Origin of the sequence: Kocuria sp. CPCC 205260 (assembly GCF_040981045.1) — a bacterium.
GTDB classification, from domain to species: Bacteria; Actinomycetota; Actinomycetes; order Actinomycetales; family Micrococcaceae; genus Kocuria; species Kocuria palustris.
Map to the genome: position 1 here is coordinate 506,141 of NZ_JAVKPT010000002.1, position 25,127 is coordinate 531,267.

Annotated in this window: 20 protein-coding genes, 1 pseudogene and 1 riboswitch; of the genes and pseudogenes, 10 read left to right on the plus strand and 11 right to left on the minus strand. The window is 70.6% G+C overall.

From position 1 onward, the window contains the following. From RF645_RS07020 to RF645_RS07030, 3 genes and pseudogenes are all read left to right on the plus strand, one after another. A complete protein-coding gene (locus tag RF645_RS07020; protein ID WP_058871526.1) occupies positions 1 to 948 on the plus strand; it encodes a carbohydrate ABC transporter permease in 948 nt (315 codons plus the stop codon). 5 nt (positions 949 to 953) lie between these two features. Beyond that, positions 954 to 1,877 carry a carbohydrate ABC transporter permease gene (locus RF645_RS07025; protein ID WP_231861302.1) on the plus strand — a complete coding sequence of 308 codons (924 nt, stop codon included), beginning with the start codon at positions 954 to 956 and terminating at the stop codon, positions 1,875 to 1,877. Between the two features lie 198 nt (positions 1,878 to 2,075). Beyond that, positions 2,076 to 2,192 (plus strand): annotated as a pseudogene (locus RF645_RS07030) (helix-turn-helix transcriptional regulator); the annotation flags it as partial. Between the two features lie 105 nt (positions 2,193 to 2,297). Here the strand turns inward: RF645_RS07030 and RF645_RS07035 are convergent. The 7 genes from RF645_RS07035 to RF645_RS07065 form a co-directional block, all read right to left on the minus strand. Next, complete coding sequence (locus RF645_RS07035; RefSeq protein WP_058871525.1) at positions 2,298 to 3,344, minus strand: NAD(P)-dependent alcohol dehydrogenase; 1,047 nt, start codon at positions 3,342 to 3,344, stop codon at positions 2,298 to 2,300. Beyond that, on the minus strand, positions 3,344 to 4,501 hold the full coding sequence (locus RF645_RS07040; protein ID WP_006215643.1) for an ABC transporter ATP-binding protein: 1,158 nt from the start codon (positions 4,499 to 4,501) through the stop codon (positions 3,344 to 3,346). The genes RF645_RS07035 and RF645_RS07040 overlap by 1 nt, the downstream gene beginning before the upstream one ends. Positions 4,502 to 5,493: 992 nt before the next feature. Then, complete coding sequence (locus RF645_RS07045) at positions 5,494 to 7,122, minus strand: AbgT family transporter (protein WP_082676953.1); 1,629 nt, start codon at positions 7,120 to 7,122, stop codon at positions 5,494 to 5,496. 10 nt (positions 7,123 to 7,132) lie between these two features. Beyond that, a complete protein-coding gene (locus RF645_RS07050) occupies positions 7,133 to 7,630 on the minus strand; it encodes a glutathione peroxidase (protein WP_058871524.1) in 498 nt (165 codons plus the stop codon). A gap of 116 nt (positions 7,631 to 7,746) precedes the next feature. After that, positions 7,747 to 8,391 (minus strand): LUD domain-containing protein, encoded by a 645-nt coding sequence (locus RF645_RS07055; protein ID WP_006215647.1) that lies wholly within the window; start codon positions 8,389 to 8,391, stop codon positions 7,747 to 7,749. Further along, positions 8,388 to 10,331, minus strand: a complete 1,944-nt coding sequence (locus RF645_RS07060) for a LutB/LldF family L-lactate oxidation iron-sulfur protein (protein WP_006215648.1) — start codon at positions 10,329 to 10,331, stop codon at positions 8,388 to 8,390. Before RF645_RS07060 ends, RF645_RS07055 begins: the two co-directional genes overlap by 4 nt. Next, the gene (locus RF645_RS07065; RefSeq protein ID WP_006215649.1) at positions 10,328 to 11,188 is read right to left on the minus strand and encodes a (Fe-S)-binding protein; all 861 of its coding nucleotides are present in this window, start codon (positions 11,186 to 11,188) and stop codon (positions 10,328 to 10,330) included. The genes RF645_RS07060 and RF645_RS07065 overlap by 4 nt, the downstream gene beginning before the upstream one ends. A 170-nt stretch (positions 11,189 to 11,358) precedes the next feature. Here RF645_RS07065 and RF645_RS07070 point away from each other — a divergent pair, with 170 nt between their 5' ends. The 6 genes from RF645_RS07070 (at position 11,359) to RF645_RS07095 (ending at position 18,637) form a co-directional block, all read left to right on the plus strand. Further along, positions 11,359 to 13,029, plus strand: coding sequence for an L-lactate permease (locus RF645_RS07070; protein ID WP_006215651.1), 1,671 nt, complete (start codon positions 11,359 to 11,361; stop codon positions 13,027 to 13,029). Beyond that, on the plus strand, positions 13,026 to 13,775 hold the full coding sequence (locus RF645_RS07075) for a FadR/GntR family transcriptional regulator (protein ID WP_327033095.1): 750 nt from the start codon (positions 13,026 to 13,028) through the stop codon (positions 13,773 to 13,775). The genes RF645_RS07070 and RF645_RS07075 overlap by 4 nt, the downstream gene beginning before the upstream one ends. 171 nt (positions 13,776 to 13,946) lie before the next feature. Continuing rightward, positions 13,947 to 14,489 (plus strand): hypothetical protein, encoded by a 543-nt coding sequence (locus RF645_RS07080; RefSeq protein ID WP_053446740.1) that lies wholly within the window; start codon positions 13,947 to 13,949, stop codon positions 14,487 to 14,489. Between the two features lie 305 nt (positions 14,490 to 14,794). Beyond that, positions 14,795 to 14,965, plus strand: a riboswitch (cyclic di-AMP (ydaO/yuaA leader). Between the two features lie 2 nt (positions 14,966 to 14,967). Next, positions 14,968 to 15,732: a C40 family peptidase gene (locus RF645_RS07085; protein ID WP_082676952.1), complete on the plus strand. Its 765-nt coding sequence runs from the start codon at positions 14,968 to 14,970 to the stop codon at positions 15,730 to 15,732. Between the two features lie 368 nt (positions 15,733 to 16,100). Then, positions 16,101 to 17,579 carry a hemolysin family protein gene (locus RF645_RS07090; protein ID WP_368818852.1) on the plus strand — a complete coding sequence of 493 codons (1,479 nt, stop codon included), beginning with the start codon at positions 16,101 to 16,103 and terminating at the stop codon, positions 17,577 to 17,579. Beyond that, positions 17,579 to 18,637: a hemolysin family protein gene (locus tag RF645_RS07095; protein ID WP_053446742.1), complete on the plus strand. Its 1,059-nt coding sequence runs from the start codon at positions 17,579 to 17,581 to the stop codon at positions 18,635 to 18,637. The genes RF645_RS07090 and RF645_RS07095 overlap by 1 nt, the downstream gene beginning before the upstream one ends. 59 nt (positions 18,638 to 18,696) lie before the next feature. On the opposite strand, the gene RF645_RS07100 is transcribed toward RF645_RS07095, so the two are convergent. Beyond that, entirely contained in the window at positions 18,697 to 19,698 is a 1,002-nt protein-coding gene (locus tag RF645_RS07100) for a hypothetical protein (RefSeq protein ID WP_153005696.1), read from the minus strand. Positions 19,699 to 19,897: 199 nt separating this feature from the next. Between RF645_RS07100 and RF645_RS07105 the strand changes: the two genes are divergently transcribed. After that, positions 19,898 to 21,667, plus strand: coding sequence for an alpha/beta-hydrolase family protein (locus RF645_RS07105; RefSeq protein WP_053446744.1), 1,770 nt, complete (start codon positions 19,898 to 19,900; stop codon positions 21,665 to 21,667). A 9-nt stretch (positions 21,668 to 21,676) separates the two neighbouring features. On the opposite strand, the gene RF645_RS07110 is transcribed toward RF645_RS07105, so the two are convergent. From RF645_RS07110 to RF645_RS07120, 3 genes are all read right to left on the minus strand, one after another. Then, entirely contained in the window at positions 21,677 to 22,903 is a 1,227-nt protein-coding gene (locus RF645_RS07110) for a glycosyltransferase family 1 protein (RefSeq protein ID WP_058871521.1), read from the minus strand. A 5-nt stretch (positions 22,904 to 22,908) separates the two neighbouring features. Further along, positions 22,909 to 24,123, minus strand: a complete 1,215-nt coding sequence (locus RF645_RS07115) for an NAD-dependent epimerase/dehydratase family protein (RefSeq protein WP_006215757.1) — start codon at positions 24,121 to 24,123, stop codon at positions 22,909 to 22,911. 235 nt (positions 24,124 to 24,358) lie between these two features. Next, positions 24,359 to 24,805 (minus strand): hypothetical protein, encoded by a 447-nt coding sequence (locus RF645_RS07120; protein ID WP_053446746.1) that lies wholly within the window; start codon positions 24,803 to 24,805, stop codon positions 24,359 to 24,361. Positions 24,806 to 25,127: the final 322 nt, after the last annotated feature.

Genomic DNA, 25,127 nt, shown 5'->3' on the forward strand with positions numbered 1-25,127 from the left:
ATGTCCACCGTGGCCACCCCGTCGGGCACTCGGGCCGCAGAGCCCGCCAGCCGTCGCAGCGCCGAGGAGCGCGCCAAGCGCGACGCCTTCCGCCGCCGTCTTCCGCTGCTGCCCGCGCTGATCTTCACGATCGCGCTGACCCAGCTGCCGTTCCTGATCACCATCTGGTACTCGCTGCGCTCCTGGAACCTCCTCAACGAGGACTCCGACCGTTTCGTCGGCCTGCGCAACTACCTGGCGATCTTCACCGACTCCACGTTCCGCGGCGCGGCGCTCAACTCGATCCTCTACACGCTGGCTTGCGTGCTGTTCGCCCTCATCCTGGGGATGATCTTCGCGCTGCTGCTGGATCGGGCGTTCCTGGGCCGCGGCCTGGCCCGCACTCTGCTGATCACGCCGTTCCTGATCATGCCCGTGGCCTCGGCCATGCTGTGGTCGGTGTCCATGTTCAACCCGTCCTACGGCCTGGTGAACTGGATGATCGGCCTCGTGGGCATCGACCCGGTGGACTGGACCTCCCAGATGCCGCGGATCTCCGTGATCGTGGCGCTGGTGTGGCAGTGGACGCCGTTCATGATGCTGCTGCTCCTGGCCGGTCTGCAGTCCCAGCCCCGCGACGTCCTCGAGGCGGCGCGCGTGGACGGGGCCTCGAGGATCCAGTCCTTCGTCCTCATCACGCTGCCGCACATGCGCCGCTACATCGAGCTGTGCGTCCTGCTCGGCGCGATCTACGTGGTCAACACGTTCGATCAGATCTACCTCATGACCGCAGGCGGACCGGGCACCCAGAGCGCCAACCTGCCGTTCTACATCTACCAGCGAGCCTTCCTGGGCTTCGACGTCGGCCAGGCCGCCGCCATGGGCGTGGTCGTGGTGATCGGCACGATCATCATCGCGACCTGGGCCCTGCGTCTGATGTTCAAGAGCTTCATGACCACGGAGCAGTGACCGACATGACCGCACAGCCCCATGACTCCGTCTCCGCGGAGACGACCTCTGCTCCCTGGGACGCCCAGGACCGTGCTCGCGACGACCGGCCCGAGCCGCCCGTGCGCAAGCGTCGCTCCGGCGGCATCGGCGGCGCGGCACTGACCCTCATCACCTGGCTGCTGGCCCTCGGGTTCTTCCTGCCGGTGGCGTGGATGGTGCTGACGTCGTTCAAGCAGGAGGCCGATGCCTCCACGAACCCGCCGACGTTCTTCTTCGCGCCCACGCTGGATCAGTACCGCGCGGTGATCGACGCCGGACTGGGCGACTACATGCTCAACTCCGCGATCGCCACGGTGGCCTCGACCCTCCTGGTCCTGCTGCTCGGCATCCCGGCCGCTTACGCGGTGAGCATCCGCCCGGTCGAGAAGACCTCGGACGTGCTGTTCTTCTTCATCTCCACCAAGATGCTGCCGGTCGTGGCCGTGATCGTCCCGATCTACGTCGTCGCCGGTCAGCTCAAGGTCCTGGACAGCGTCTGGACCCTGGTCCTGCTCTACACGGCCATGAACCTGCCGATCGCGGTGTGGATGATGCGCTCGTTCTTCCAGGAGGTCCCCCGGGAGGTCCTTGAGGCCGCGGAGATCGACGGCGCCTCGCTGATGACCACGCTGCGCACGATCCTGATCCCCATGGTGGCCCCGGGCATCGCCTCGACCGCCCTGATCTGCGTGATCTTCGCCTGGAACGAGTTCTTCTTCGCCCTGAACCTCACGGCCGTCGAGGCGGCCACGGTGCCGGTCATGCTCGTCTCGACCATGACCAGCGAGGGCCTGTTCCTGGCTCGGCTCTCCGCCGCCAGCGTCCTGGCCTCCCTCCCGGTGGTCATCGCCGGCTGGGTCGCCCAGAAGCAGCTGGTGCGCGGTCTGTCCATGGGCGCCATCAAGTAGGCCGGCGTCCGGACTCCGCATGACGACGAGCCCCGCGGCCGCTGCGCGCAGCGATCGCGGGGCTCGTCTCCGTCTCCGCCGCGCTCACCCCCGCAGGGCCGTGACCAGGGGGTATATCGGTGGGCTGGGGGATCGCACGGCTCTCGGTTGATGACACCGCCGAACGATCCCGGCGCATCCCCATCCGAGGAGCTCGTCATGCTGCACGACCGGATCAAGGAATGCCGGCTGCGCGCCGGTCTGTCGCAGGCCCAGCTCGCGACCCGTCTCGGCGTCTCGCGCCAGGCCGTGACGAAGTGGGAATCCGGCCGAGTCGCCGTGCCTCGCGATGGTTCGTCGTCCGTGTCTCGGCGCACCCGGCACCGATGCACGGAGGTCCCCGGCAGAGCGGCTCTGCCGGGGACCTCCGTGTGGTGCGGGTCAGGGGCGCACGACCGCCTTGAGCGCACCGGGGGTGCGGGCCGCGGTGAGGGCGGCCTCGACGTCGTCGAGGCCGTGGACGCTCGTGACGAGCGAGTCCAGGTCCACCGCACCCGAGGCGGCCATGGCCACCGCGGTGGGCCACGTCCCGGCATAGCGGAACGTCCCGGTGACCACGAGCTCCCGGTTCTGCACGAGCGGGACGGGCAGAGCCAGGGTGTCCGCGCCCATGCCGACCAGAACGGCGCGCCCGGCCGGAGCCAGGCGGTGCAGTCCGTCGAGCACGGCGGGCTCAGCGCCCGTCGCGTCGATGAAGGCGTCGAAGCCGCCGCCGTCCGCGCTGTCCGGCTCCGGGGCGCAGCCGGCGGCCCAGGTGCGCGAGGCGCCCCAGGAGGCGGCGACCTCGAGCCGGTCCTCGCGCATGTCCGTCATGGCCACCTCGACGGCTCCGGCGGCCTCTGCGCACGCGGCCGCCAGCAGGCCGATGGGCCCGGCTCCGGCCACGAGCACGCGCGAGCCCAGGCGGACGTGAGCGGCCCGCGATGCGGCGATGCCCACGGACAGCGGCTCGAGCAGTGCGGCGGCGTCATCCGAGACCGAATCCGGCACGCGGTGGCAGAACGCCGCCGGGTGCACGGCGTACTCGCTGAACACCCCGTCCACGGGAGGCGTGGCGAAGAAGCGCACCGCCGGATCCAGGTTGTACCGCCCGGCCAGCGTCTGCGGGGAGAACGGCTCGGGGATGCCCGGCTCCAGCGATACCCGGGCGCCCAGAAGCGACGGATCGGTGCCCGGCCCCAGCCCGACCACGCGCCCGGACGGCTCGTGGCCGAGGACCAGGGAGCCCTCCACCGCGAAGGGGCCGATGCGGCCGTGCTCGTAGTAGTGCGTGTCCGACCCGCAGACCCCCACGCTCAGCACGCGGACAAGGACCTCACCGGGGCCGGGCTGCGGGACGGGGCGCTGCTCCACGGCGAGATCCCCGATCCCGTGCAGCACGCAGGCGCGCATGGAATCGGGGATCTCGCGGGTCTCGTCGACGGACATCAGCGAGCGTCAGGGAGGCGCTGGCCGGTGGCGGTGTCGAACAGGTGGAGGCGATCGACGGCGGGGACGGTCCAGATGGTGTCGCCGACCTTGACCGCGGAGCGCCCGCCGGTGCGGATCGTGATGCCCTCGGTGGCCTGGTCCTCCTCGGCGATCTCCTCCTCCGCGGCGGAGGAGTGCGTGGTCACCACGGTGTTGGCCGCGGTGACCGGGGCCAGCGAGCTGTAGATGTAGGCGTCGGCGCCGAGCTCCTCGACCGCCTGGACGCTCACGGGCAGGCCCTCGCCCTCGGGGGCCAGCGACAGGTCCTCGGGCCGGATGCCCACGGTGACCTCGGTGCCGCTGAGCGCCTCGCGCTGAGCGGGAGTCAGCTGGACGCGGGTGGTGCCCAGCGACAGGACGCCGTCGGCATCCGGGGCGCTGCGGACCAGGTTCATGGCCGGGGAGCCGATGAAGCCGGCCACGAACTCGTTGGCCGGGCGGTCGTAGAGGTTGGCCGGCGAGTCGACCTGCATGAGCTTGCCGCCCTTGAGCACGGCCACGCGATCGCCCATGGTCATGGCCTCGGTCTGATCGTGGGTGACATAGACGGTGGTGACGCCCAGGCGCCGCGTGAGGGAGGCGATCTGGGTGCGGGTCTGGACGCGCAGCTTGGCATCCAGGTTGGACAGCGGCTCGTCCATGAGGAAGACCTTGGGGGAGCGCACGATGGCGCGGCCCATGGCCACGCGCTGGCGCTGTCCGCCCGAGAGGTTCTTGGGCTTGCGGTCCAGGTACTCGGTGAGGTCCAGGATCTCCGCGGCCTCCTCGACCTTGGCCCGGCGCTCGTCGGCGGGGACCTTGGCGATCTTCAGCGCGAAGCCCATGTTCTCCGCGACCGTCATGTGGGGGTAGAGGGCGTAGTTCTGGAAGACCATGGCGATGTCGCGGTCGCGGGGGTCGACGTCGGTGACGTCCTGATCGCCGATGAGGATGGAGCCGCGGGTGACGTCTTCGAGGCCTGCGAGCATGCGCAGGGTCGTGGACTTGCCGCAGCCGGAGGGGCCTACGAGCACCAGGAATTCGCCGTCGGCGATGTCCAGGCTGAGCTCGGAGACCGAGGGGCTCTCGGCTCCGGGGTACTGACAGGTCACGCGGTCATACGAAACAGTCGCCATGGCGGTTCTCGCTCTCTTCCCGGCAGGTACGTGCCGGACGATCCGTGGAAGCATGTGAGATGGCACACATACAACTGTGAGAGTACACCGGCCCAGATGAGCCGTCACCTCTGTCCGGGGCGTGATCTCGGGCCGATCGCAGGCGTCGTCGGGACCACGGAGAAGAATCTTGAGAATCTTCCGACGAAACCGCGTCACGATCCGGTCCGGTCGGGGTCTTCACCGTGAGAGCTCGCGAGAGCTCTTGCACCACCGGTGCGGAGAGATGCCGGTCCTCCCCTTGCGGGAGGGCCTCACGGTCCGCCTCGAAGCAGCCGCTGATGGGCAGTCACGGCGCAGGGGAGGACCGGGTGCGGCGACGGGCAGTCGCTGCACCGAGCAGGGGATCGGGCGGGCAGAGTCCGAGACCCTGGAATCCCGGGACGTCCGGGTGGAGGCAGGGCAGTGCCTCCCCGGACGTCCCGGCCCCAGCACGAAGGCCGCCCTTCCCCCCGAGGGCGGCCTTCGCCATGTCCGGCCCGCTCGGCAGCGCTGGAGTAACTTCTCGAGAACCGCGTCACGATCCGGGCCTGAGCCGGTCTTCACTGTGAGAGCTCGCAAGGGCCCTCCCGGTCACTCGGTGCGAACGTCCTGGCGGGCGGGGCCGCCGAGCGCATCGAGCTCCTCCTGATGGGCAGTCAGAGGGGCGGATGCGGATCGGGTGCTGCGGCTGGTGGGCCGCGGCGCATCGCACCTCCCGGTGGGCAGAGACCGGCTGGTGCACACTCCGGGACGCCTCGGGCAACGGGTGGGCAGACCCGCTCGAGGCGTCCCGGAGCCTCCGGATCCGGCCGGCGTCTCCCCTCGGGCGCCAGGCCCCGCTCCGGGAGGGGCCCGGGCTCCTCCCCTCACGGCGGGGCCAGGCCGGCTCCGGGCGACGAACGGGCCGGGTCACGATCATCACGCGACCCGGCCCGTTCCTCATCTCGCGCCGCCGATCGGGTGGGCGGGGCTCAGGCCGCCGGCGCTCCCGGACCCAGCGGGATCCCGAGGCTCCACCACAGCAGGAAGAACAGGAACCACACCACCAGGATCGAGATCGCGAACGGCAGCAGCAGGGACATCAGCGTGCCGATCCCGGCTCGCGGGAGCCGCTGCTGGACCACCCCCAGGGTCAGGGCGAAGAACGCGTTGAGCGGCGTGATGATGTTGAACGCGGAGTCGCCGATCCGGTACAGCATCTGCGTGGTCTCCGGATTCACGCCCAGGTACATGAACATGGGCACGATCACGGGCGCAACGAGCGTGTACAGCGCCGATCCCGAGGTCAGGAAGAGGTTCAGCACGGCCACGATCGCCACGACGCTGAAGAACAGCACCGGCAGCGGCAGACCGGCGGCCTCGAGCAGGCTCGAGCCGCTGATCGCGATCACGGTGCCCATGTCGGTCCAGGTGAAGAAGGCGATGAACTGCGCCGCCGCGGCCAGCAGGACCAGCAGCGATGCGATGTCGCGGATGCCGCGGGCCATGAGCTCGGGGATGTCGGCCAGCCTGCGGATGCTCCCGGCGGGGATGCCGTAGGCCGTGCCCGCGACCAGGAACAGCAGGGCGATCGGCCCTGAGATGTCGGTGATCAGTACGGAGCTCAGGGCGCCGGTCTCCTCGACCCCGCGCAGCGGCGAGAACGGCAGCAGCAGCGCCAGGAAGTACAGCGCCACGTACGCGACGGTCGCGATGCCCGCCCACTTCAGCCCGCGGATCTCCTGTGGCTGATAGCTGCGCAGGTTCTCCTGGGAGATCTGCGGGCGGTCGTCGTCATCATCGGCGGTCTCGGCGGTGCCGTCGCGCTCGGCGGCCAGCTCCGCGGCGTGGATCCGGGCCGTCATCCGGGTCAGCACGCGCTCGGTCACGAAGGTGATGAGCAGGGCGAGCACCACGGCGGAGGCCGCCGAGAAGTAGTAGTTGGCGATGGGGGAGACCTGGTACTCGGGGTCCACGAGCTGGGCCGCCGAGGTCGAGATGCCGCCCAGCAGGGGGTCGGTCAGGTTCACCACGAGCGAGGCGTTGAACCCCGCCGAGGCCGAGGCGAACGCGACGACGGCGCCCAGCACCGCCGAGCGGCCCGCCGCCTTGAACGCGGCGGCGCCCAGCGGGATGAGCACCACCGTGATCGCATCGGAGGCGATCGAGCCGGTGACGCCGGCCAGCGCCAGGACGAAGGTCAGCCACCGCGCGGGCACCTTGGCCACGACCACCCGCAGGGCGGTGTTGATCAGTCCGGCGCCGTCGGCCACCGCCACGCCCAGCATCACGACGAGCACCACGCCCAGCGGCGGGAACTCGACGATGTTCGGCACGATGCCGCCGACGATCCGGCGCATCCCCTCGGCGTCGGCCAGGCTCGTCACGGCCACGGTCTCGCCGGTGGTCGGATCCACCGCGCTGGCGCCCAGGCGGGCGAGCAGCTCCGAGAGCGGGACGATCAGGAAGGCGAGGAGGATGAACAGCCAGAACGGATGCGGCAGGCGATTGCCGATCATCTCGATCGCGCCCAGGACCCGGCCGAGCGGCCCGCCCTGGATCAGGGGGCCGCGGCCGGCCGGGGTCTCATCATCGCGGGGCGCGCTCGAGGCCTGGGACATCGACGGGGGCTCAGCCCTGCTCGGCGTCCGAGCTCAGCAGCTGCTCGATGTCGCCGCGCAGCTGCTCCGGGGTGGTCTGGGGCGCGTAGCGCTCGACCACGCGGCCGTCGCCGTCGATCAGGAACTTGGCGAAGTTCCACTCGATGTCCGCGCCGTCCTCGCCCTGCTTCTCGGACTTGAGCCAGGCCCACAGCGGGTGCGTGTCGATCCCGTTCACCTCCACCTTCTTGTACAGGGGGAAGTCCACGGAGAACTCGGTGCGGCAGAACTGCTGGATCTGCTCCTCATCGCCGGGCTCCTGCCCGCCGAACTGGTTGCACGGGAAGCCGAGCACGGTGAAGCCGCGGTCCTCGTACTCGTCCTGCAGCTTCTGCAGGCCGTCGTACTGCGACGTCAGCCCGCACTCGCTGGCGGTGTTGACGACCAGCACGACCTGACCGGCGAAGCGGTCGAAGACGTCCTGCGAGCCGACGATGGTGTCGGCGCTGAAGTCGTGGAACGTGGTCAAGGGTTCTCCTGAGGATCTGCCCCGAGACGAGGCCTTCGACGTTCAGCCGGCCCCCACAGCAGCGGGCGAGCCCGCCCCGTCCTTCGCCTGCGGAAGTCACGGAGCGGGCTGCGGGCTCAGCTGCGATCGAGCAGGATCACGTCCAGCTGACGCGGGCCGTGCACGCCCTCGACGCGCTCCAGCTCGATGTCCGAGGTCGCGGAGGGCCCCGAGATCATGGTGATCGGGCGGTCCGGGCCGATCCGCTCGAAGGCCTCAGGGATCAGCTCGACCACCGTGTCCAGCCCGACGATGCACACGTGGTGATCGGGCACCAGGCTCAGCGCGCGGCGGCCTTCATCGGGGGCGGAGGTGAGGAAGATCGTGCCGGTCTCGGCGCACGAGACGGTCGAGGAGCTGACCAGCGCATCGATCTGGGCGAGTCCCCGCGCCGTCAGGGGAGCGCCGTCCGGGCCTTCGTCGCGGACCCGGTTCAGGGACTGCGGCAGCCAGGACTCCTCCAGGCCCTCCGGCACGAGCACGGAGCTCTCGCCCAGCAGCTCGGCCAGGCGCCCCGGCAGGGAGGACAGGTCCTCCCGGTGGACCTCGGCCTTGTAGTCGATCAGCCGGTCCTCGAGCATGTCGACGATCTGCTCCCGGGTGAGCTCGGAGCGGCGGCGGTAGCCCCGCGGGATCGGCGGAGCCGCGGGGGAGTCGGCGATCGAGGCCCGGATGCGGGCCAGGATCTCCGTGCGTGCCTCGGACTGCGATGCGGCGCTCATGCCTGCTCCTGGTTCCGGTCGGTGCTGCGGCGGTCGATGCCGAAGGTCAGATCGGCGGGGTCGCCCACGGTGCGCTCGCTGAGCTGGCTGCCCACGACATCGCCCTCCTGGGGGCGCGGCGGGCGGGCGTCGCCGGAGCGGCGGGCGCGCACGGCCTGGGCGGTCGAGCCCCAGGCGGCGCCGTCTTCGGTGCGCCCGGCCAGGGAGGGGCCCTCGACGGGGCGGGGCTGCGGGGCGGAGGCCGGGGCGCTGTCGCCCAGATCCGCGCGCCGACGCTGCTGCGCATCCCCCTCGTTGTCCTGCCACCAGCTGCGGAAGGACTCGCGCGGCATCACGGGGATGTCGCGCTGCTGCGTCCAGCCGCCCAGCACGCCGGGCATCCAGCTCAGCCCGCCCATGGGCCTGACGGCGGCCCGCCCCAGGGGCAGGGCCTTCTCCGCCAGGCGCATCCGGGTGCCCGAGGACATCGCCAGGCCGGCGGCGCGCATGAGCATGTCCATCTGCGAGGGCATGGCCCCCTGCGTCCGGGCCACGGCCCGGCGCAGGAAGGCCCCGGCCGAGCCGGCCGAGCCCGCCTGGGGGGTCTCGGGCATGGCGTGGCGCTGGCTGGCCTCGGGATTGTGCGCGTGCTGATCCAGCACGAGCGCCTCGTAGCGCTCGGCCGTCTCCCGCTGCGTCTTCTCCTCCCGGCGGCGCTCGCCGTGCTTGGTGCGCACGTCCTCGTCGCGCAGGTGGACCAGGATCGACGGGATGTCGATCTTCACGGGGCACACCTCGTAGCAGCGCCCGCACAGCGACGACGCGTACGGCAGCGAGTCGTTCTCCGCGGCGGCCACGCCCGTGAGCTGCGGGGAGAGGATCGCTCCGATGGGCCCGGGGTAGACGGAGCCGTAGGCGTGGCCGCCCGCGTGCTCGTAGACCGGGCAGACGTTGAGGCAGGCGGAGCAGCGGATGCAGCGCAGGGCGTCGCGGCCCTCCGGGTCCGACAGCACGGCCGAGCGCCCGTTGTCCATCAGGATCAGGTGGAACTCCTGCGGCCCGTCGCCCTCGGTCACCCCGGTCCACATGGAGGTGTAGGGGTTCATGCGCTCGCCGGTCGAGGAGCGCGGCAGCAGCTGGGTGAAGACCTCGAGGTCGGAGAACCGCGGCAGCAGCTTCTCGACGCCCATGACGGTGATCAGGGTCTCCGGCAGCGTCAGGCACATGCGCCCGTTGCCCTCGGACTCCACCACCGTGAGGGTGCCGGACTCGGCGATGCCGAAGTTCGCCCCGGAGATCGCCACGGTGGAGTCCAGGAACTTCTCGCGCAGGTAGCGCCGGGAGGCCTCGGCCAGCACGGCGGGCTCGTCGGTCAGCTCGCGGGTCAGCCCGGGCATCTTCCGGGAGAAGATCTCGCGGATCTGGTCGCGGTTCTTGTGGATGGCCGGGACCAGGATGTGCGACGGCTTGTCCTCGCCGAGCTGCACGATCAGCTCCGCCAGGTCGGTCTCGATCGCGCGGATGCCCTCGGAGTCCAGGTGCTCGTTGAGGCCCATCTCCTGGGTGGCCATCGACTTGACCTTGATGACCTCGTCGACGCCCTTGGCCCGCACGAGGTCGGTGACGATGCGATTGGCCTCCTCGGCGTCGCGGGCCCAGTGCACGATGCCGCCGCGGGCGGTCACGTTGGCCTCGAACTGCTCGAGCAGCTCGGGCATGCGCGCGGCGACCTCCTGCTTGACGGCCGCGCCGGCGTCGCGCAGCTCCTCCCAGTCCGGCAGCTCCCCGACGACGCGGTTGCGCTTGGCGCGGATGGTGTGGGTCGCGTGGCCGATGTTGGCGCGCATCTGCTCATCGCGCAGCTCGTCGCGCGCGTGGGCGGGGAAGGGGGACTCCTCGTAGAGGTTGCCCACTCCGTAGGCGGGCGGCATGGACGGCATGCCGAGCTGGACGGCGGTCATCGTGCGGCTCCTTCAGCGGTCTCGACGGCGGGGGCCTCGGCGCGCGGGCCGATCGACGCGGTGCCCTGCGGGATCGAAAGCTCGGCGATGTCGTCGAGCTCGAGGGGGTTCTGGCGGGTGGAGGCCAGGATCTCGGCCAGGTGGACGGTGCGCACCGGCGTCCTGCGGCGGTGCGCGGCTCCCGACAGGTGCAGCAGGCACGAGGCGTCGCCGCCGGCGCACAGCTCGGTGTCCGTGCGCTCGATGCTGTGCAGCTTGGCCTCGGCCATGGCACCGGAGACATCCGGGTTCTTGAAGGAGAACGTGCCGCCGAAGCCGCAGCACTCGTAGGCGTCGGGCAGCTCGACCAGCTCGAGGTCCTGGACGGAGGAGAGCAGCCGGGTCGGTCGATCGCCCAGTCCGAGCAGGCGCAGGCCGTGGCACGACGGGTGGTAGGTGATCCGGTGCGGGAACCACGATCCGAGCTGGGCGCCGGCATCCGTGACGCCGAGGACGTCGGTCAGCAGCTCGGAGAGCTCGTAGGTCCGGCCGGCGACCTCCTCGGCGCGCTGGGCCAGGGCCTCGTCGCCGCACTCCCGGGCGATCATCGGCTGCTGGTGGCCCAAAGAGGCCACGCAGGAGCCGGACGGGGCGACCGCGACGTCGTAGTCGGCGGCGGTGAACGCCTCGACGTGGTTGCGCACGACGGGCAGCGCGCCGTCGATGTAGCCGCTGTTGACGTGCATCTGGGAGCAGCAGCCCTGCCCCGGCGGGAAGATCACCTCGTGGCCGAGGCGCTCCAGCACGCGGACGGTGGCCAGCGCGACCTTGGGGTACATCGCATCGACGATGCAGGTGGCGAACAGTGCGATCCTCATGGGCCCTCCCGGATGCTCTTCTCCTGACGCGACCGCGATGTGATGCGCATCATGTACAGTCTCGTCAGGATCGTGTGGTCAGACCATACCTGAAACGTGACTCCCGTCGCATCCGAGACCGCTGTCGATCCCGTCAGTCCCCTCCTTCCTCTCACTCTCCGGAGGTCCTCGTGGACACCTACACAGCTCAGGTGGACGCCGTCGGCGGCAGTCTCGGCCTCTCTGCCCTCGTCGGTCTGGTCCCGCTCGTCGTCTTCTTCATCTGCCTGGTCGGGCTCAAGCGCAGCGCCTGGCTCTCGGGCCTGATCGCCCTGGCCTCGGCGCTGCTGGCCGCCGTGCTCGGCTTCGGCATGCCCGCCGGCCTGGCGCTGCTGACGGCCACCCAGGGAGCGGCCTTCGGCCTGTTCCCGATCGTATGGATCGTCGTGATGGCACTGTGGTTCTACCAGGTGACCGTCGCGGCCGGGCGGTTCGAGGACATGCGCTCGATCTTCGACTCGATCGGCGGCGGCGACGTCCGCATCCAGGCGATCCTCATCGCCTTCTGCTTCGGCGGCCTCCTCGAGGCGCTCGCCGGCTTCGGCGCCCCCGTGGCCATCACGGCCACCATGATCATGGCGATCGGGCTCAAGCCGCTGAAGACCGCCACCGTCGTGCTGATCGCCAACACCGCCCCGGTCGCCTTCGGCGCCGTGGCCACCCCGATCACCACCGCCGGGCGCCTGACCGGCATCGACGCCGCGCACATCGGCGCGATCGTCGGGCACCAGGCCCCGTTCTTCGCGCTCGTGGTCCCCATGTTCCTGCTGCTGCTGATCGACGGCATGCGCGGCGTGCGCGATGCCTGGCCGGCGGCCCTGGTCATCGGCGGCTCGTTCGCCGTGGCCCAGTGGTGGACCTCCGTGCACTTCTCCTATGAGCTCACCGACGTCGTCGCCGCCCTCGTGGGCCTGGTCGCAGCCGTCGTGCTGCTGCGCTTCTGGCGCCCCCGCGGTGCCCTGGAGGCCAAGGACCGCCTGGGCATCGAGCACGCGGACTCCGTCTCCGAGCTGACCCCGGCCCGTGTGTGGATGGCCGTGCTCCCCTATGTCCTGGTGGTCGTGGTCTTCGGGATCGCCAAGCTGTGGACCACAGGGGTCGACATCCCCGCCGCCCTGGCCGCGACCGACGTCAAGATCCCCTGGCCGGGGCTGGACGGCCATCTGGTCAACGCCGCCGGAGAGCCGATCGCTGCGACGGTCTACTCCTTCCAGTGGCTGTCCTCGCCGGGCACCCTGCTGCTGATCACCGGGCTGCTCGTCACGGTGATCTACTCCGTGTTCACGCACGGCGGCCGCTTCCCCATGACGATCGGCAAGGGGCTGCGGGAGATCGCGGCCTGCATGTACAAGATGCGGTTCTCCGCGCTGACGATCGTCTCTGTGCTGGCCCTGGCCTACGTCATGAACTTCTCCGGGCAGACCCTGGCGATCGGCACGTTCGTGGCCGGGCTGGGCGCGGCCTTCGCGTTCTTCTCCCCGGTGCTCGGCTGGGTCGGCACCGCAGTGACCGGGTCGGACACCTCGGCCAACGCGCTGTTCTCCAACCTCCAGCAGACGGCCGCCGAGGGCGCCGGGCTGGATCCCGCGCTCATGGTCGCCTCGAACACGACCGGCGGCGTGGTCGGCAAGATGATCTCGCCTCAGTCCCTGGCCATCGCCGCCACCGCGGTGAGCATGCCGGGCAAGGAGTCGGAGATCTTCAAGAAGGTGCTTCCCTGGTCCGTGGGCATGCTGCTGGCGCTGTGCCTGCTGGTCTTCCTGCAGTCCAACGTCCTGGCCTGGATGCTGCCGGTCCAGTGACGGACTCGCAGGCTCGGCTGCGAGCACTCGCCCCGGGGGCGCATCGCCCCCGGGGCGCCGCGCACTCGGTGGTCCTCGAATGGGTCGAGGCCCGGCTGCGCGACGGCGAGCTCTCGGTGGGCGACAAGCTGCCGGCCGAGAGGGCCCTGGCGGAGCTTTTCGAGATCTCGCGGGCCTCCGTGCGCGAGGGCATCCGCGTGCTCGATGCCCTCGGCCTGGTCTCCAGCGAGGTGGGCTCGGGGCCCCGGTCCGGGGCCACTGTCGTGTCCGAGCCGTCGCACGCCCTGGCCTGGGCCCTGCGGATGCACGTGGCCACGCAGGCGCTGCCCATGGCCGACATCGTCGACATGCGCGTCCTGCTGGAGACCCAGTCCATGCAAAGTGCGGGCAGGTCCGACCCTGCGGTGCGCGATGAGATCTGCGGCCGAGCGCGGCAGATCCTGCAGCGCATGGACGAAGGCGTGTCCGAGGAGCTCTTCCACGCCCTCGACGCGGAGTTCCACGTGACCCTCGGCGAGCTGTCCGGCAACGTCGTGATGGTGACCATCCTGACGTCGCTGCGCACGGCAGTTGTCGGCTATGTGGCCGAGGGTGTGGCACGGATCGAGGACTGGCCGAAGCTGCGGCGTCGGCTGCAGGCGCAGCACTGGGAGATCCTCGAGGCCGCCACCCGCGGCGATCATGCGGCCGCGGCCGAGCTGCTGCGCGAGCACATCCTCGACTTCCAGGCGGCGGTCGCCTCCTGAGCGCTGCGCGGACATCGCCCCAGGTGAATGCGGGGTGAACGTCCGAGGGAGGAAATGTGGGCCGTCGTCTTCCCCCAGGTCATCACCATGGTGTGAGCTGGGAGATGTCCGCCTCGGGGCCGCTGATCCGCAGCGAACGCCCCCAACGACGACATCGAGGAGACCACCACCATGCGTCGCACTTCCGTCCTGACCGCCTCTGCCCTCCTGATCGGCCTGGGAGCCGCCTCCGCCGCTCCGGCCATGGCCGCCCCGGCCCCGACCGAGACCGGCCGCACGGTCACCACCACCTCGAGCGAGCGCTTCTACTCCGAGCGCACCACCACCCAGGGCGACTACAAGTTCTCGGACGTCTACTCGGACAGCTTCTCCGAGCGCAAGGTCGAGTCTCAGTACGAGCGCACCGGCGCCGATCCGCTGCGCACCAAGAACGTCCAGTCCGAGTCCAAGGCCGAGTCCTGGAACGAGATCACGGAGCAGGACGCCGACAACTACTACAACACCTACTTCGGCGACCGCGTGACCGAGCGTCACGCCGAGCGCTACTCCGAGGACGCCAAGGGGTACTCCTCGGACCTCTTCGACTCCTCGTTCGGCTACTCGTGGGATGAGACCACCGAGGGCTACGCCGACAGCCCCGAGGGCCAGAACGTGGACTTCTGGGAGAACGAGTGGGACGAGTCCACCGAGGACTCCTCCTGGGGCACCTGGTGAGCTCTGGCAGGTGACCGGCGGTGATCCGACCGTGACCTCACGGTGATCTGCCGCTGGATCACGACACTGCTCAACTGTGGCGGGTCTCATGCGAAGGCCCCGCATCGATCTCGGCATGCCCCATCTGACCTGGGGCGATGCTGGAAGATGCGGGGCCTTCGTCGTGCCCGAGGCGGGCTGCGAGGGCAGTTGCGGACGCCGTCACGTTATTTTCCCGTGACAAACCGTGACCTGTTCGTTACTGTTCTACCCGTGCCGCTCGGACGGGCGGCGCTCCCGAGCGGATCGCCGCATCCTGCTGCCGCTCGGCGAAGATCCCTAAACGGACCTGGCAGGAACGGGGGACCCACTTCCCGGCTCGCGAGAACACGCGGGCCTTGGGGTGAAGCCGAGGCTGTCCACCCATTCCGAGCCTCGGCCGGATCCATCGGATCCGCACCCGACAGCTCACCCCGTAGGCACACTGGAGGAAATAGCCATGCAGAACATCACCACCGCCGCCCGTCGCACCGGCCTCGGCCTCGCAGTCGCCGGCTTCGCCGCCGCCGCCACCATCGCTCCGGCCTCGGCTGCCCCGACCACCTACTCCGGCGACCTGCCCGCCTCCTGGGCCGGGCTCGACAACGCCGCCGCCGCTGCCGCCGGCTGGAACTTCTCCTGGACGCTTGATGCCAACGGCAACGCGACCTACACCTACGGCAACGGCCCGGTCGCCGCTTCGTCGGCCCCGGCCGCCGCTGCCCCGGCCGCCTCTTCGGCTCCGGCTGCGTCCGCCGCCTCCTCGGCCTCCGCCGACTCGGCTCCGGCCGCCTCCTCGGCCTCCGCCGACTCGGCTCCGGCCGCTTCCGCCGCCTCGAACGACGTCTCGACCCAGTCGGTCGGCTCGTCCGCCTCGAGCTCGGCCTCGGCTTCGACCTCGGGCGTCACCGGCACCGCCATGTCCTACCAGGGCGCCGGCTACGTCTGGGGCGGCACCACCCCGTCCGGCTGGGACTGCTCCGGCTTCGTCCAGTACGTCTACGCCCAGAACGGCATCGACCTGCCCCGCACCGCGGCTGCGCAGGGCGCTGCCGGGACCCCGACCTCCAACCCGCAGCCGGGCGACCTGGTCATCCAGAACGGCGGCTCGCACGTCGGCATCTACCTGGGCAACGGCCAGATGATCTCGGCCCTGAACCCGAGCCAGGGCACCCAGGTGCACGCCGTCTCGGCCATGTCGACCGATTACTACGCCTCCTTCTGAGCCGCACAGCGACTCTGATCAAGCAGCCTCTCGGAGAGAGGGCTGAGTGATCGCACGCCCGTGGGCGGCGGACCTTCCGGGTCCGCCGCCCACGGGCGTCTGTGCTCCCGCGCAGCGCCCGCACCCGCCCAGCTGTCCGACGACGGCGCCCGTTCGGCGCCGCGCACAGATGCTCCCGTACCCGTGACACGACCCCTTACACTGAATCCCATGCCTTCTGACACCACCTGGGGCGCCCCCGATACCCACCGGGCCATGAGCTCGGATGATGCGGAGTATCGAAGTAGCGCTTCCGCAGCCGGGCACTCGCCCCGCTGCCTGTCCCGCCCTGATCGAGCCTCGAACGGCCTCTGGGCGGTGAGGCGCAGGTGAGCACCCTCGTCGCAGCTCTCGTCCTGCTGGTCGTCCTCCTGCTGCTGGTGCTCGGCAACGCGCTGTTCGTCGCGGTCGAGTTCTCCTACCTGACGATCAACCGCAACGAGGTCCGCGCCCGGATCCAGGCCGGCGACCGCAAGGCCGAGGCACTGGACAGGGCTCTGAGCCGGACGTCCACGAACCTCTCCGGCGCGCAGCTCGGCATCACGGTCACGAGCCTGATCGCCGGCTACCTCACGGCCCCGTCGGTGGGTGTGCTGCTGAGCTCGCTGTTCGGCATCACGGGCCTGCCCGAGCACGTCGTCGTCTTCGCCGGCACCACGGGCGCGTTCATCCTCGTCACGTTCGTGCAGATGGTCTTCGGCGAGCTGGTGCCCAAGAACTGGGCTATCGCCGAGCCCTCGAAGGTCGCGGACCTCGTGGTCCGCCCGCAGAACGTCTTCATGTTCGTCTTCGGCTGGCTGGTGAGCCTGCTCAACGCCTCGGCCAACCAGATCCTGCGCTGGCTGGGCTTCGACCCCCGCGAGGAGGTCGCCAACGCCCGCAGCTCCCAGGAGCTGGCCGCCGTCGTCTCCCGCTCCGGGGAGGAGGGCACGCTCGATGCCGCCACGGCGGAGCTCGTGGCCCGCTCGATCGAGTTCGGCCACCGCACGGCCGCGGATGTGATGACGCCGCGCCCGCGCGTGAACTTCGTCGAGGAGGAGACCGTGGCCGAGCTGCTCGAGCTCGCCGCCTCCACAGGCCACTCCCGATTCCCGGTGATGGGCGAGTCCGTGGACGACATCGTGGGCGTCGTGCACTTCAAGCACGCGCTGGCGGTGCCCTTTGACCAGCGCCGCACGACCGCCGCTCGGGAGATCGCCCACCCCGTGGAGGCCGTGTCCGAATCCATGACGCTGGATCCGCTGATGCGCGAGCTGCGTCAGCCCGGCCTGCAGATGGCGATCGTGGTCGACGAGTACGGCGGCACCGCCGGGATCGTGACGCTCGAGGACCTGATCGAGGAGATCGTCGGCGAGATCGACGACGAGCAGGACACCACCCTGGCCAAGTACCGCAGGCGCCGCGACGGCTCGATCGTCGTCGCCGGCTTGCTGCGCCCGGACGAGCTCGGCGACATCGTCAAGCTCGACGTCCCCGAGGGCGAGGAGACCGACACCATCGGCGGACTGATCGCCGAGATGCTTGATCGCATGCCCGAGGTCGGGGACCAGGTCCAGCTCGAGTGCACCGATCGCGAGCACAAGGACGAGGACGACCTCCCCATCAAGGCGCGGCTCTCGCTCAAGGTGGCCAAGATGGATCAGTACCGGGTCGAGCGCGTGGTCGTGGTCCGGCTCGCCCAGGAGCCCGAGGACGACGACGACCCCGATGAGGAGCCCGTCCGCTACGAGACGGTCGAGGAGGACGGCATGGCCGAGAACCAGGACGCCGGCCTCGACACCGCGCTCAAGGACGGGGGTGAGCGCTGATGGACGGCTTCGGTGCGATTCTCATCCTGATCCTGCTGCTGCTCGGCAACGCCTACTTCGTGGGCGCCGAGTTCGCCATGGTCTCGGCCCGCCGCGATCAGCTCGAGCCGCGCGCCGCCGACGGCTCCCGCGGCGCCCGCATGGCGCTGAAGGGCATCGAGGACGTCTCCACGTCCCTGGCCGCGACCCAGCTCGGCATCACCGCCTGCTCGCTGCTCATCGGCTCCGTCGGCGAGCCCGCGATCGCGGCCATGATCGAGCCGGTGTTCGAGGCCGTCGGCGTGCCCGAGTTCCTGATCCACCCGATCGCCCTGGTGATCGCGCTGGTCATCGTGACCTTCCTGCACATGGTGATCGGCGAGATGGTCCCCAAGAACATCTCGATCGCTCAGCCGGCGGCTGCGGCGCTGCTGCTGGGGCCCGTGCTGCGGGTCTTCGTGATCGTGCTGCGTCCGTTCATCTGGCTGATGAACGAGACCGCCAACCTGGTGGTGCGCCATGTGCTGCGCGCCGTGCCCAAGGACGAGGTCTCCTCCACCTTCACCTCCGTGGAGGTGGCCGGCTTCGTGGAGGAGTCCGGCCGCGAGGGCCTGCTGGATCCCGACGAGATCAGGCTGCTGACCGGAGCGCTGGAGTTCGAACGGCTCACCGCCTCGGACGTGGCGATCCCCTTCGATCAGATCCGCACCGTGTCCGTCGACGCCACTCCGGCGCAGATCGAGCAGCTGTGCGTGGAGACGGGCTTCTCCCGCTTCCCCGTGGTGGGCAGCGACGGCAGCCTGGAGGGCTACATCCACACCAAGGACATCCTGGCGGTGCCCGCTCAGGCGCGCGATGAGGTCTTCGACGCCTCGATCGTGCACTCGCTGGGCCGGGTGCCAGAGGACGCCAAGCTGCAGGCCGTCATGCGCCGTATGCAGGCCACGCAGGCGCACCTGGCGCTCGTGGAGTCGAGCGGGGACAGCGGCCAGAACCAGCGGGCGATCGTGGCGCTCGAGGACGTCCTCGAGGAACTCGTGGGCGAGGTCCGCGACGCCACCACGCCGGAGACCGCCTGATCCTTCTCTGCCCAGTCCGGGCGGGGCCGGGGAGGTCCCCAGCGAGCGGCCGGGAGCTGTCAGCTCCCGGCCGTCTGCATGCCCGCGTGGGCCATGGCGTCCAGGGCGCTGAAGCCGCACTCGGCGCTGGGGGCGTCCTCGAGCAGGACCACCATCTCCAGATCGGTGCCCTGCACTGTGGCGTATCCGGCCGTGCCCGCGCTCCAGAGCCCGGAGTCGTCGTCGGCGATCCAGCCGTTCTTCACGTGCACGTCGTCGGCGGCCGGGTCCTCCAGCGGCAGAGCGAGGGAGCCGACGCCGAAGTCCTTGGACTCGTCCGGCGTCTGCCGCCCGGGGGCGGGCACGGCCATGAGCTCGGTGACGGTGCTGACGTCGTCTCCGTCCAGCCCCTCGGGCGGGTCCTGCAGGGCGGCGAGCAGCCTGAGCTGGTCGTCGACGGAGGTGGGATTCAGCCCCGGCAAGTCGGTCTCGGCTCCGTTGTCCATGCCGAGGAGGTCGTCCATCTCCTGCAGCGCCACCTGCTGCTCGAGCGGGGTCGCGCCGAGCCCGCCGTAGAGCTGGGAGGCGGCGTCGTTGTCGCTGTAGACCAGGGCGGTATCGATCAGGGCGAGGTCCTGTTCCGTGGGCTCCTGGCCGGATTCACGCAGAGTCGTCAGATAGGCGAGGGCCACGGGGACCTTCGAAAGGCTCGCCGAGGGATACGTGCGCTCCCCGCCCGCGGTGGTGTTCTCGCCGCCGGACACCCGGACGCCCATGCTCGCCGTCAGGCCCAGATCCTTCTCGGCGCCGTCCACGGCTGCCTGGAGGACGTCGCGGTCCGAGGCACCGGGGGCTGCGTCCAGCCAGGCGAGCTCAGGGGCCTGCCGGCCCTCTGCGGTGCCGTCGGCCAGGCAGGTGCCGGTCAGATCGGTGCGCAGCTGCTCCGAGCGCTCTGTCGGCTCGCCGGAGCGCGCGGGGGCCTCGCCGGAGGCCGCGCCGGACTCCTCATCGGAGCCGCACCCGGCCAGGAGCCCGACGAGCAGCGGGACCGTGAGGGCCAGTGTCAGGTGCCTGCGGGACATGCGGGACATGCGGGGCCTTTCGGGGAGTCGTGCCGTGCACGTTCGGGATCCGGTGCTCGCGACCGAGGATACGGGTGCCGCCTGGCAGTGGGGTGATGTCCCGCTGAATCCACTCCATCGCATCCAGGCAGCTGCCGCGACCGTCGCGCCGGAGGTTACGCCGCCCCTCAAGAGGGGCCGGGATCCATAGGATGGCCGGGTGCGCTACTCGTTCCGCCCTCCGATCCACCGCCCGGGAGACGTCCGACAGCCATGGTTCAACCGCGCCGGCCTGGTGCTGGGTCTCGGGGCGTCCTGGGTGTCCCTGTCCCCGTCGCTCGTGCCCCGGACCTGGTGGATGACCGCTGCCTCGGTGGCCACGAACCAGCTGGGCGGCTACGCCCTGGGAGTCGGCCTGCACAACCTCGGGCTGCGGCTGGGCGAGCGCCCCACACCGGGCATCCGGCGTGCGGCCGCCGACTTCCGCAGCCGCACGGATCCCGCCCGACGCCGTGGGCGGCTGCACCCCCTGACGGCGGCGCTGATCGGCGGGGCGTCGGCGGTCACCGCGGCGGCTCTGGCTCGCTCGGCGGGGGCGCAGCGGCGGACCTCCGAGCTCGTCGAGACCCGCGACGGCGGCCCGCGAGCCCATGTGATCGGCTACGCCGTGGGCACGTCGTGGTGGCTCGGGGGCGTGGCCTTCGGCTGGGTCATGCACTGGATCCGCTCCACGGTCGCAGGCGGCGTGCGCTTCATCTCGCGGGATCTCGTGGGCCCGGGCCTGGCCTCGGTCGCCGGCCTCGGCGCGGTGGCGCTGACCAACCGCCTGCTGATCGCGCAGATCGCCCGGCGCATGGTTCGCCGCGCAACGATCGCCAATCGCCGCTGGGCCGACGGCCGCCGTCGTCCCGCGGAGCCCGAGCGCTCGGGCGGGCCGGGCTCGAGCGAGTCCTATGACGTCCTGGGCACGCACGGGCAGGCCTTCGTGGCCGACGGGCCTCGGGCGGCGGATCTCGAGCGCCTGCGGCTCAGCCCGCAGACCGCTGCCGGGCAGCACCGGGAGCCGATCCGTGTCTTCGCCGGCAAGATCGCCCATGACAGCCTCGAGGACGCCGCCGATGCCGTGGTGGCCGAGCTGCACCGCACCGGAGCGTTCGAGCGCGGCGTGCTCGTGCTGCTCACCGGCACGGGGACGGGCTGGATCCAGGACTGGACCCCGGCGAGCGTCGAGTACCTGACCGGCGGCGACTGCGCGAGCGCCACCCTGCAGTACTCATTCGCGCCGTCGGGACTCGCCTTCGTGGTGGATCGGCAGGGTGCCCGACGCGCCGGCCGCGTTCTCTTCGAGCGCGTGCGCCGGGAGCTCGACAGCCTCCCTGCCCAGCAGCGGCGGCCCCGGCTGTTCGCGGCGGGGGAGTCGCTCGGGGCCTATGGCGGGCACGGCGCCTTCGCCAGCATCCACGAGATGCTGTCGTCGGTCGATGGCGCCGTGTGGTCCGGCACGCCGCGGGCCACTCGGCTGTGGTCGCGGATCGTGGCGGATCGGGACGAGGGCAGCACCGAGATCCTGCCCGTGTACCGCAGCGGGGCGCACGTGCGCTTCGCGAATCGGCCCCAGGACCTCGATCTGGATCCCTCGGGAGCCCCGTACGGACCGTGGCGGCGTCCGCGGATCGCCTACCTGCAGCATGCCTCAGATCCCGTGGTGTGGTGGTCCCCGGCGCTGATCTGGCGGCGGTTCGACTGGATCGAGGAGCTGCGCCGTCGCCCCGCCCCCGACGTCATCACGACGCTGCGCTGGCTGCCCTGGGTGACGTTCTGGCAGATCACCACCGACATGCCGCGCTCGATAGAGATCCCCGGCGGCCACGGGCACAGCTACCACGGCGAGCAGGTCCGAGCGTGGGCATGGGTGCTGGGCATCGAGCTCAGTGCGGCCCAGGAGCAGGCCGTCATCGCCAGGATCGCCTCGCGCGTGCGCCCGCACTGAGCGGGCGGCTCAGGGCAGCAGGTCGGTGTACTTCCGGATGGCAGGGGGCAGCCGCAGAGCGCGCTGATCGGCGGCGCCCACGAGCTTGAGCATGGGACCGGCCGGCACGTGATCGCGCCAGTGGCGCTCGATCGCCTCGGTGTAGAAGTCCACCAGGGCCTCCGTCGAGGCCCTCCAGGAGTGCTTGAGCGCCTCGTCGCGGGCGGCCTGGGCCATCCGCGCACGGCGCTGCGGGTCCTCGAGCAGACCCCGCAGCGCCTCGGTGAGCTGGTCGGCGTCCCCGGGCTCCACCAGGTGCCCGGTCACTCCCTCGTCGATCACGAAGGGGATGCCGCCGGCACGCGCGCCGACCACGGGGACGCCGGAGGCGAAGGCCTCCAGGGCCACCAGGCCGAGGGTCTCGGAGCGCGACGGGAAGGCGAAGACGTCCGCGGAGGCGTAGGCCTGGGCGAGCTCGAGACCGGACATGTACCCGGTGAACACGGTGTTCGTCCCGGCGAACTGCTCCTGCAGCGCCTCCTTGTGCGGTCCGGAGCCCACGATCGCCAAGCGCGCCTGGGGCAGGCGGCGGATCGGCTCGAGCAGCTCGTCGAGGTTCTTCTCCTTGGAGACGCGCCCCACGTAGACGATCAGCGGTGCCTCGGGGTGCCCGTCGCTGAGCCGCTCGCGCATGGCGCGGTCCGCGTTCCCGGGCGTGTAGGCCACGGTGTCGACGCCCTTGGGCCACAGGTCGACATCCTGGATGCCGACCGTCCGGGCCCGTTCCACCATGGGACCGGAGGTGCACAGGTTCAGCTCGGCCTGGTTGTGCAGCCACCGGATCCACGACTCCGACGGGTGCCGCAGCAGGTTCAGGCCCAGGGCCTCCGTGTAGTGCGGGACGTCCGTATGGAACGAGGCCAGCAGCGGCAGGTTGCGCCGGCGAGCCGAGAGCACGCCGTAGGCCGAGAGCCACACCGGGTTCACGGCGTGGACGATGTCCGGTTCGAACTCGGCCATCCGGGTCGCGATGCGCCCGGTGGGCAGGCCCACCCTGATCTCGGGGTACCAGGGCTTGAACGACAGCGAGCGGACGCTGTGCACGCGGTGCCCGGCGTACTGCGTCGGCGGGTGCCCCGGAGCGAAGACCTCGACCTCGTGGCCGAGCTGCTCCAGCTGCTCCATGGTCCGCATGATGCGGGTGACGACGCCGTCGATCTTCGGCAGGAAGACCTCGGTGAACAGCGCGATGCGCAAGCTGCTCAGCTGCCCTGCGACTCGTGGGCCACGGAGGCCGGGACACCGGCCCGGGTGCGCCGGTTCCACAGCGAGCGCGCGGGGATCTTGGAGAGGTCCGCGCGGTGGGCGTAGCGCTTGGCGGTCTCCTCGACCTCGTGCAGCAGGCCCTCGGACAGGGTGGTCGGCTGCAGGCCGAGTTCCAGGAAGGTGTCGTTGGTGACGTGCAGCTCGTTCTCCGCCGACTCCTGGCGCGGGTTCGGCACCATCTCCACGGCGGCCCCGGAGATGCGGGCGATCAGCTCGGCCAGGTCGCGGACGCGGTGCGTCTCGGTCATCTGGTTGAGGATCTTGACGCGCTCGCCGGGGGCCGGGGAGTTCTCGAGGGCCAGCTCGACGCAGCGCACCATGTCCTGGACGTGGATGAACGCGCGGGTCTGCCCGCCGGTGCCGTGGACCGTCAGCGGGTAGCCCACCGCCGCCTGCATGAGGAAGCGGTTGAGCACCGTGCCGTAGTCGCCGTCGTAGTCGAAGCGGTTGATCAGCCGCTCGTCGCGCTGGGTCTCGGCGGTCGTGGTGCCCCAGATGATGCCCTGGTGCAGGTCGGTGATCCGCAGCTGGTCGTTCTTGGCGTAGAACGCGAAGAGCAGCTGATCCAGCGACTTGGTCATGTGGTAGATCGAGCCCGGGTTGGTCGGGTACAGGATCTGCTGCTGGATCGGCTCCTGCTCCTCGTGCGGGATCTCTACATCCAGGTAGCCCTCGGGGATCTTCATCCCGGCGGTGCCGTAGCCGTAGACGCCCATGGTGCCCAGGTGGACCACGTGGACGTCGCGCTCGGACTCGACGATCGCCGCGAGCAGGTTGTGCGTGGCCGACACGTTGTTGTCCACGGTGTAGCGCTTGGTGCGCGAGCTCTTCATGGAGTACGGCGCCGCGCGCTGCTCGGCGAAGTGCACGACGGCGTCCGGCTGGTCCTCGCTGATCAGCTGCAGCAGGCCCTCGTAGTCCTCGGCGACATCGAGGTGGCGGTGCTCGATGACCTTGCCGGAGACCTCGGTCCAGGCGCGCAGGCGCTCGACGAGCGGGCGGATCGGGGTCAGCGACTGCGCGCCGAGCTCGTCGTCGATCCGACGGCGCGACATGTTGTCCACGGTGATGACGTCGTGACCTCTCTCCGAGAGGTGCAGGGCGGCAGGCCAGCCGCAGAATCCGTCGCCGCCGAGGATCGCAATCTTCACGTCATCTCCGTTTCCGTGCGCCTCTCGGCGCGGGGATCGGAAGGATCACGACGCCGAGCCGAGCGGGCTGGTGCTGTAGAAGGTCGTCGTCCACCCTGCAACCCCGGAATGAACCGACGGTGAACGAGCGGCATGCGAGGGCTGGTGCGCTCGAGCCGCCCGCGGGAGGGGACCTCCTGATTGTGTCATCTGCCTCCGACGGGTGCGCAGAGCGACGGCTCCGGCGCGGGCCGGATCAGGCCGGGAGCCGGCTCTCTCGGAGGCTCAGGGTCTTCTCCGCTCGGGCGGCCGGTGCGGGCTCCGGGCCCAGGAGCTGCTGGCGGACCTCTTCCGTGGGCAGGGACTCGCCTGGGGCGATGAACACCGAGGCCAGGTCCTGGACGTCGCACGGGGTCAGGCCCTTGGAGGTGGGCTCCCAGCCCTCCGGGATGAGGTGGCGCTGCTGCGTGCCGCACTTCTGGCAGAAGTACTCGACGCGTCCGCCGGAGCGGACCGCGCAGCGCAGCACGCGGCCCATGATCCGGCGCAGCCCCGGGACGCGGCTGCGCTTGCGGGTGGAGGGCAGGAAGACCCGGAACTTGAGGTAGAGATCGGTGGTGCACTCATGGCACATGGGGGAGCGGGGCGTCTTGTGGTGCTGGGGAGACCCCAGCCGGCCCAGTCTGGTGCTCGTGACAGTCACTGCTGCTCCTGCGCTGATCGTCGGAATTGCGGGGGAAGGGTCTCCGACGTCATCGTGGTGCGACCCGAGTCCAGATTAGGCGATCCGCTGTGCCGCGTACAGACCCACCGGGGGAAGCGGAGCTGTCTCTCAGCCCTGCCACAGCGCGGATCCAGGCGGATTCATGCCCGATCCGCCATATCTAAATGACTCTTGGGTAACCGTAACAGCGGAGGCCTTCCTGCAGAAGGCCTCGGGGCGATCCGATGCCCCTGACCTGCGGAAGAAGACGCTCTGACGTCACAATCGCGCTGCTGCGCTCCCGGGCACCCGCCGCGCCACC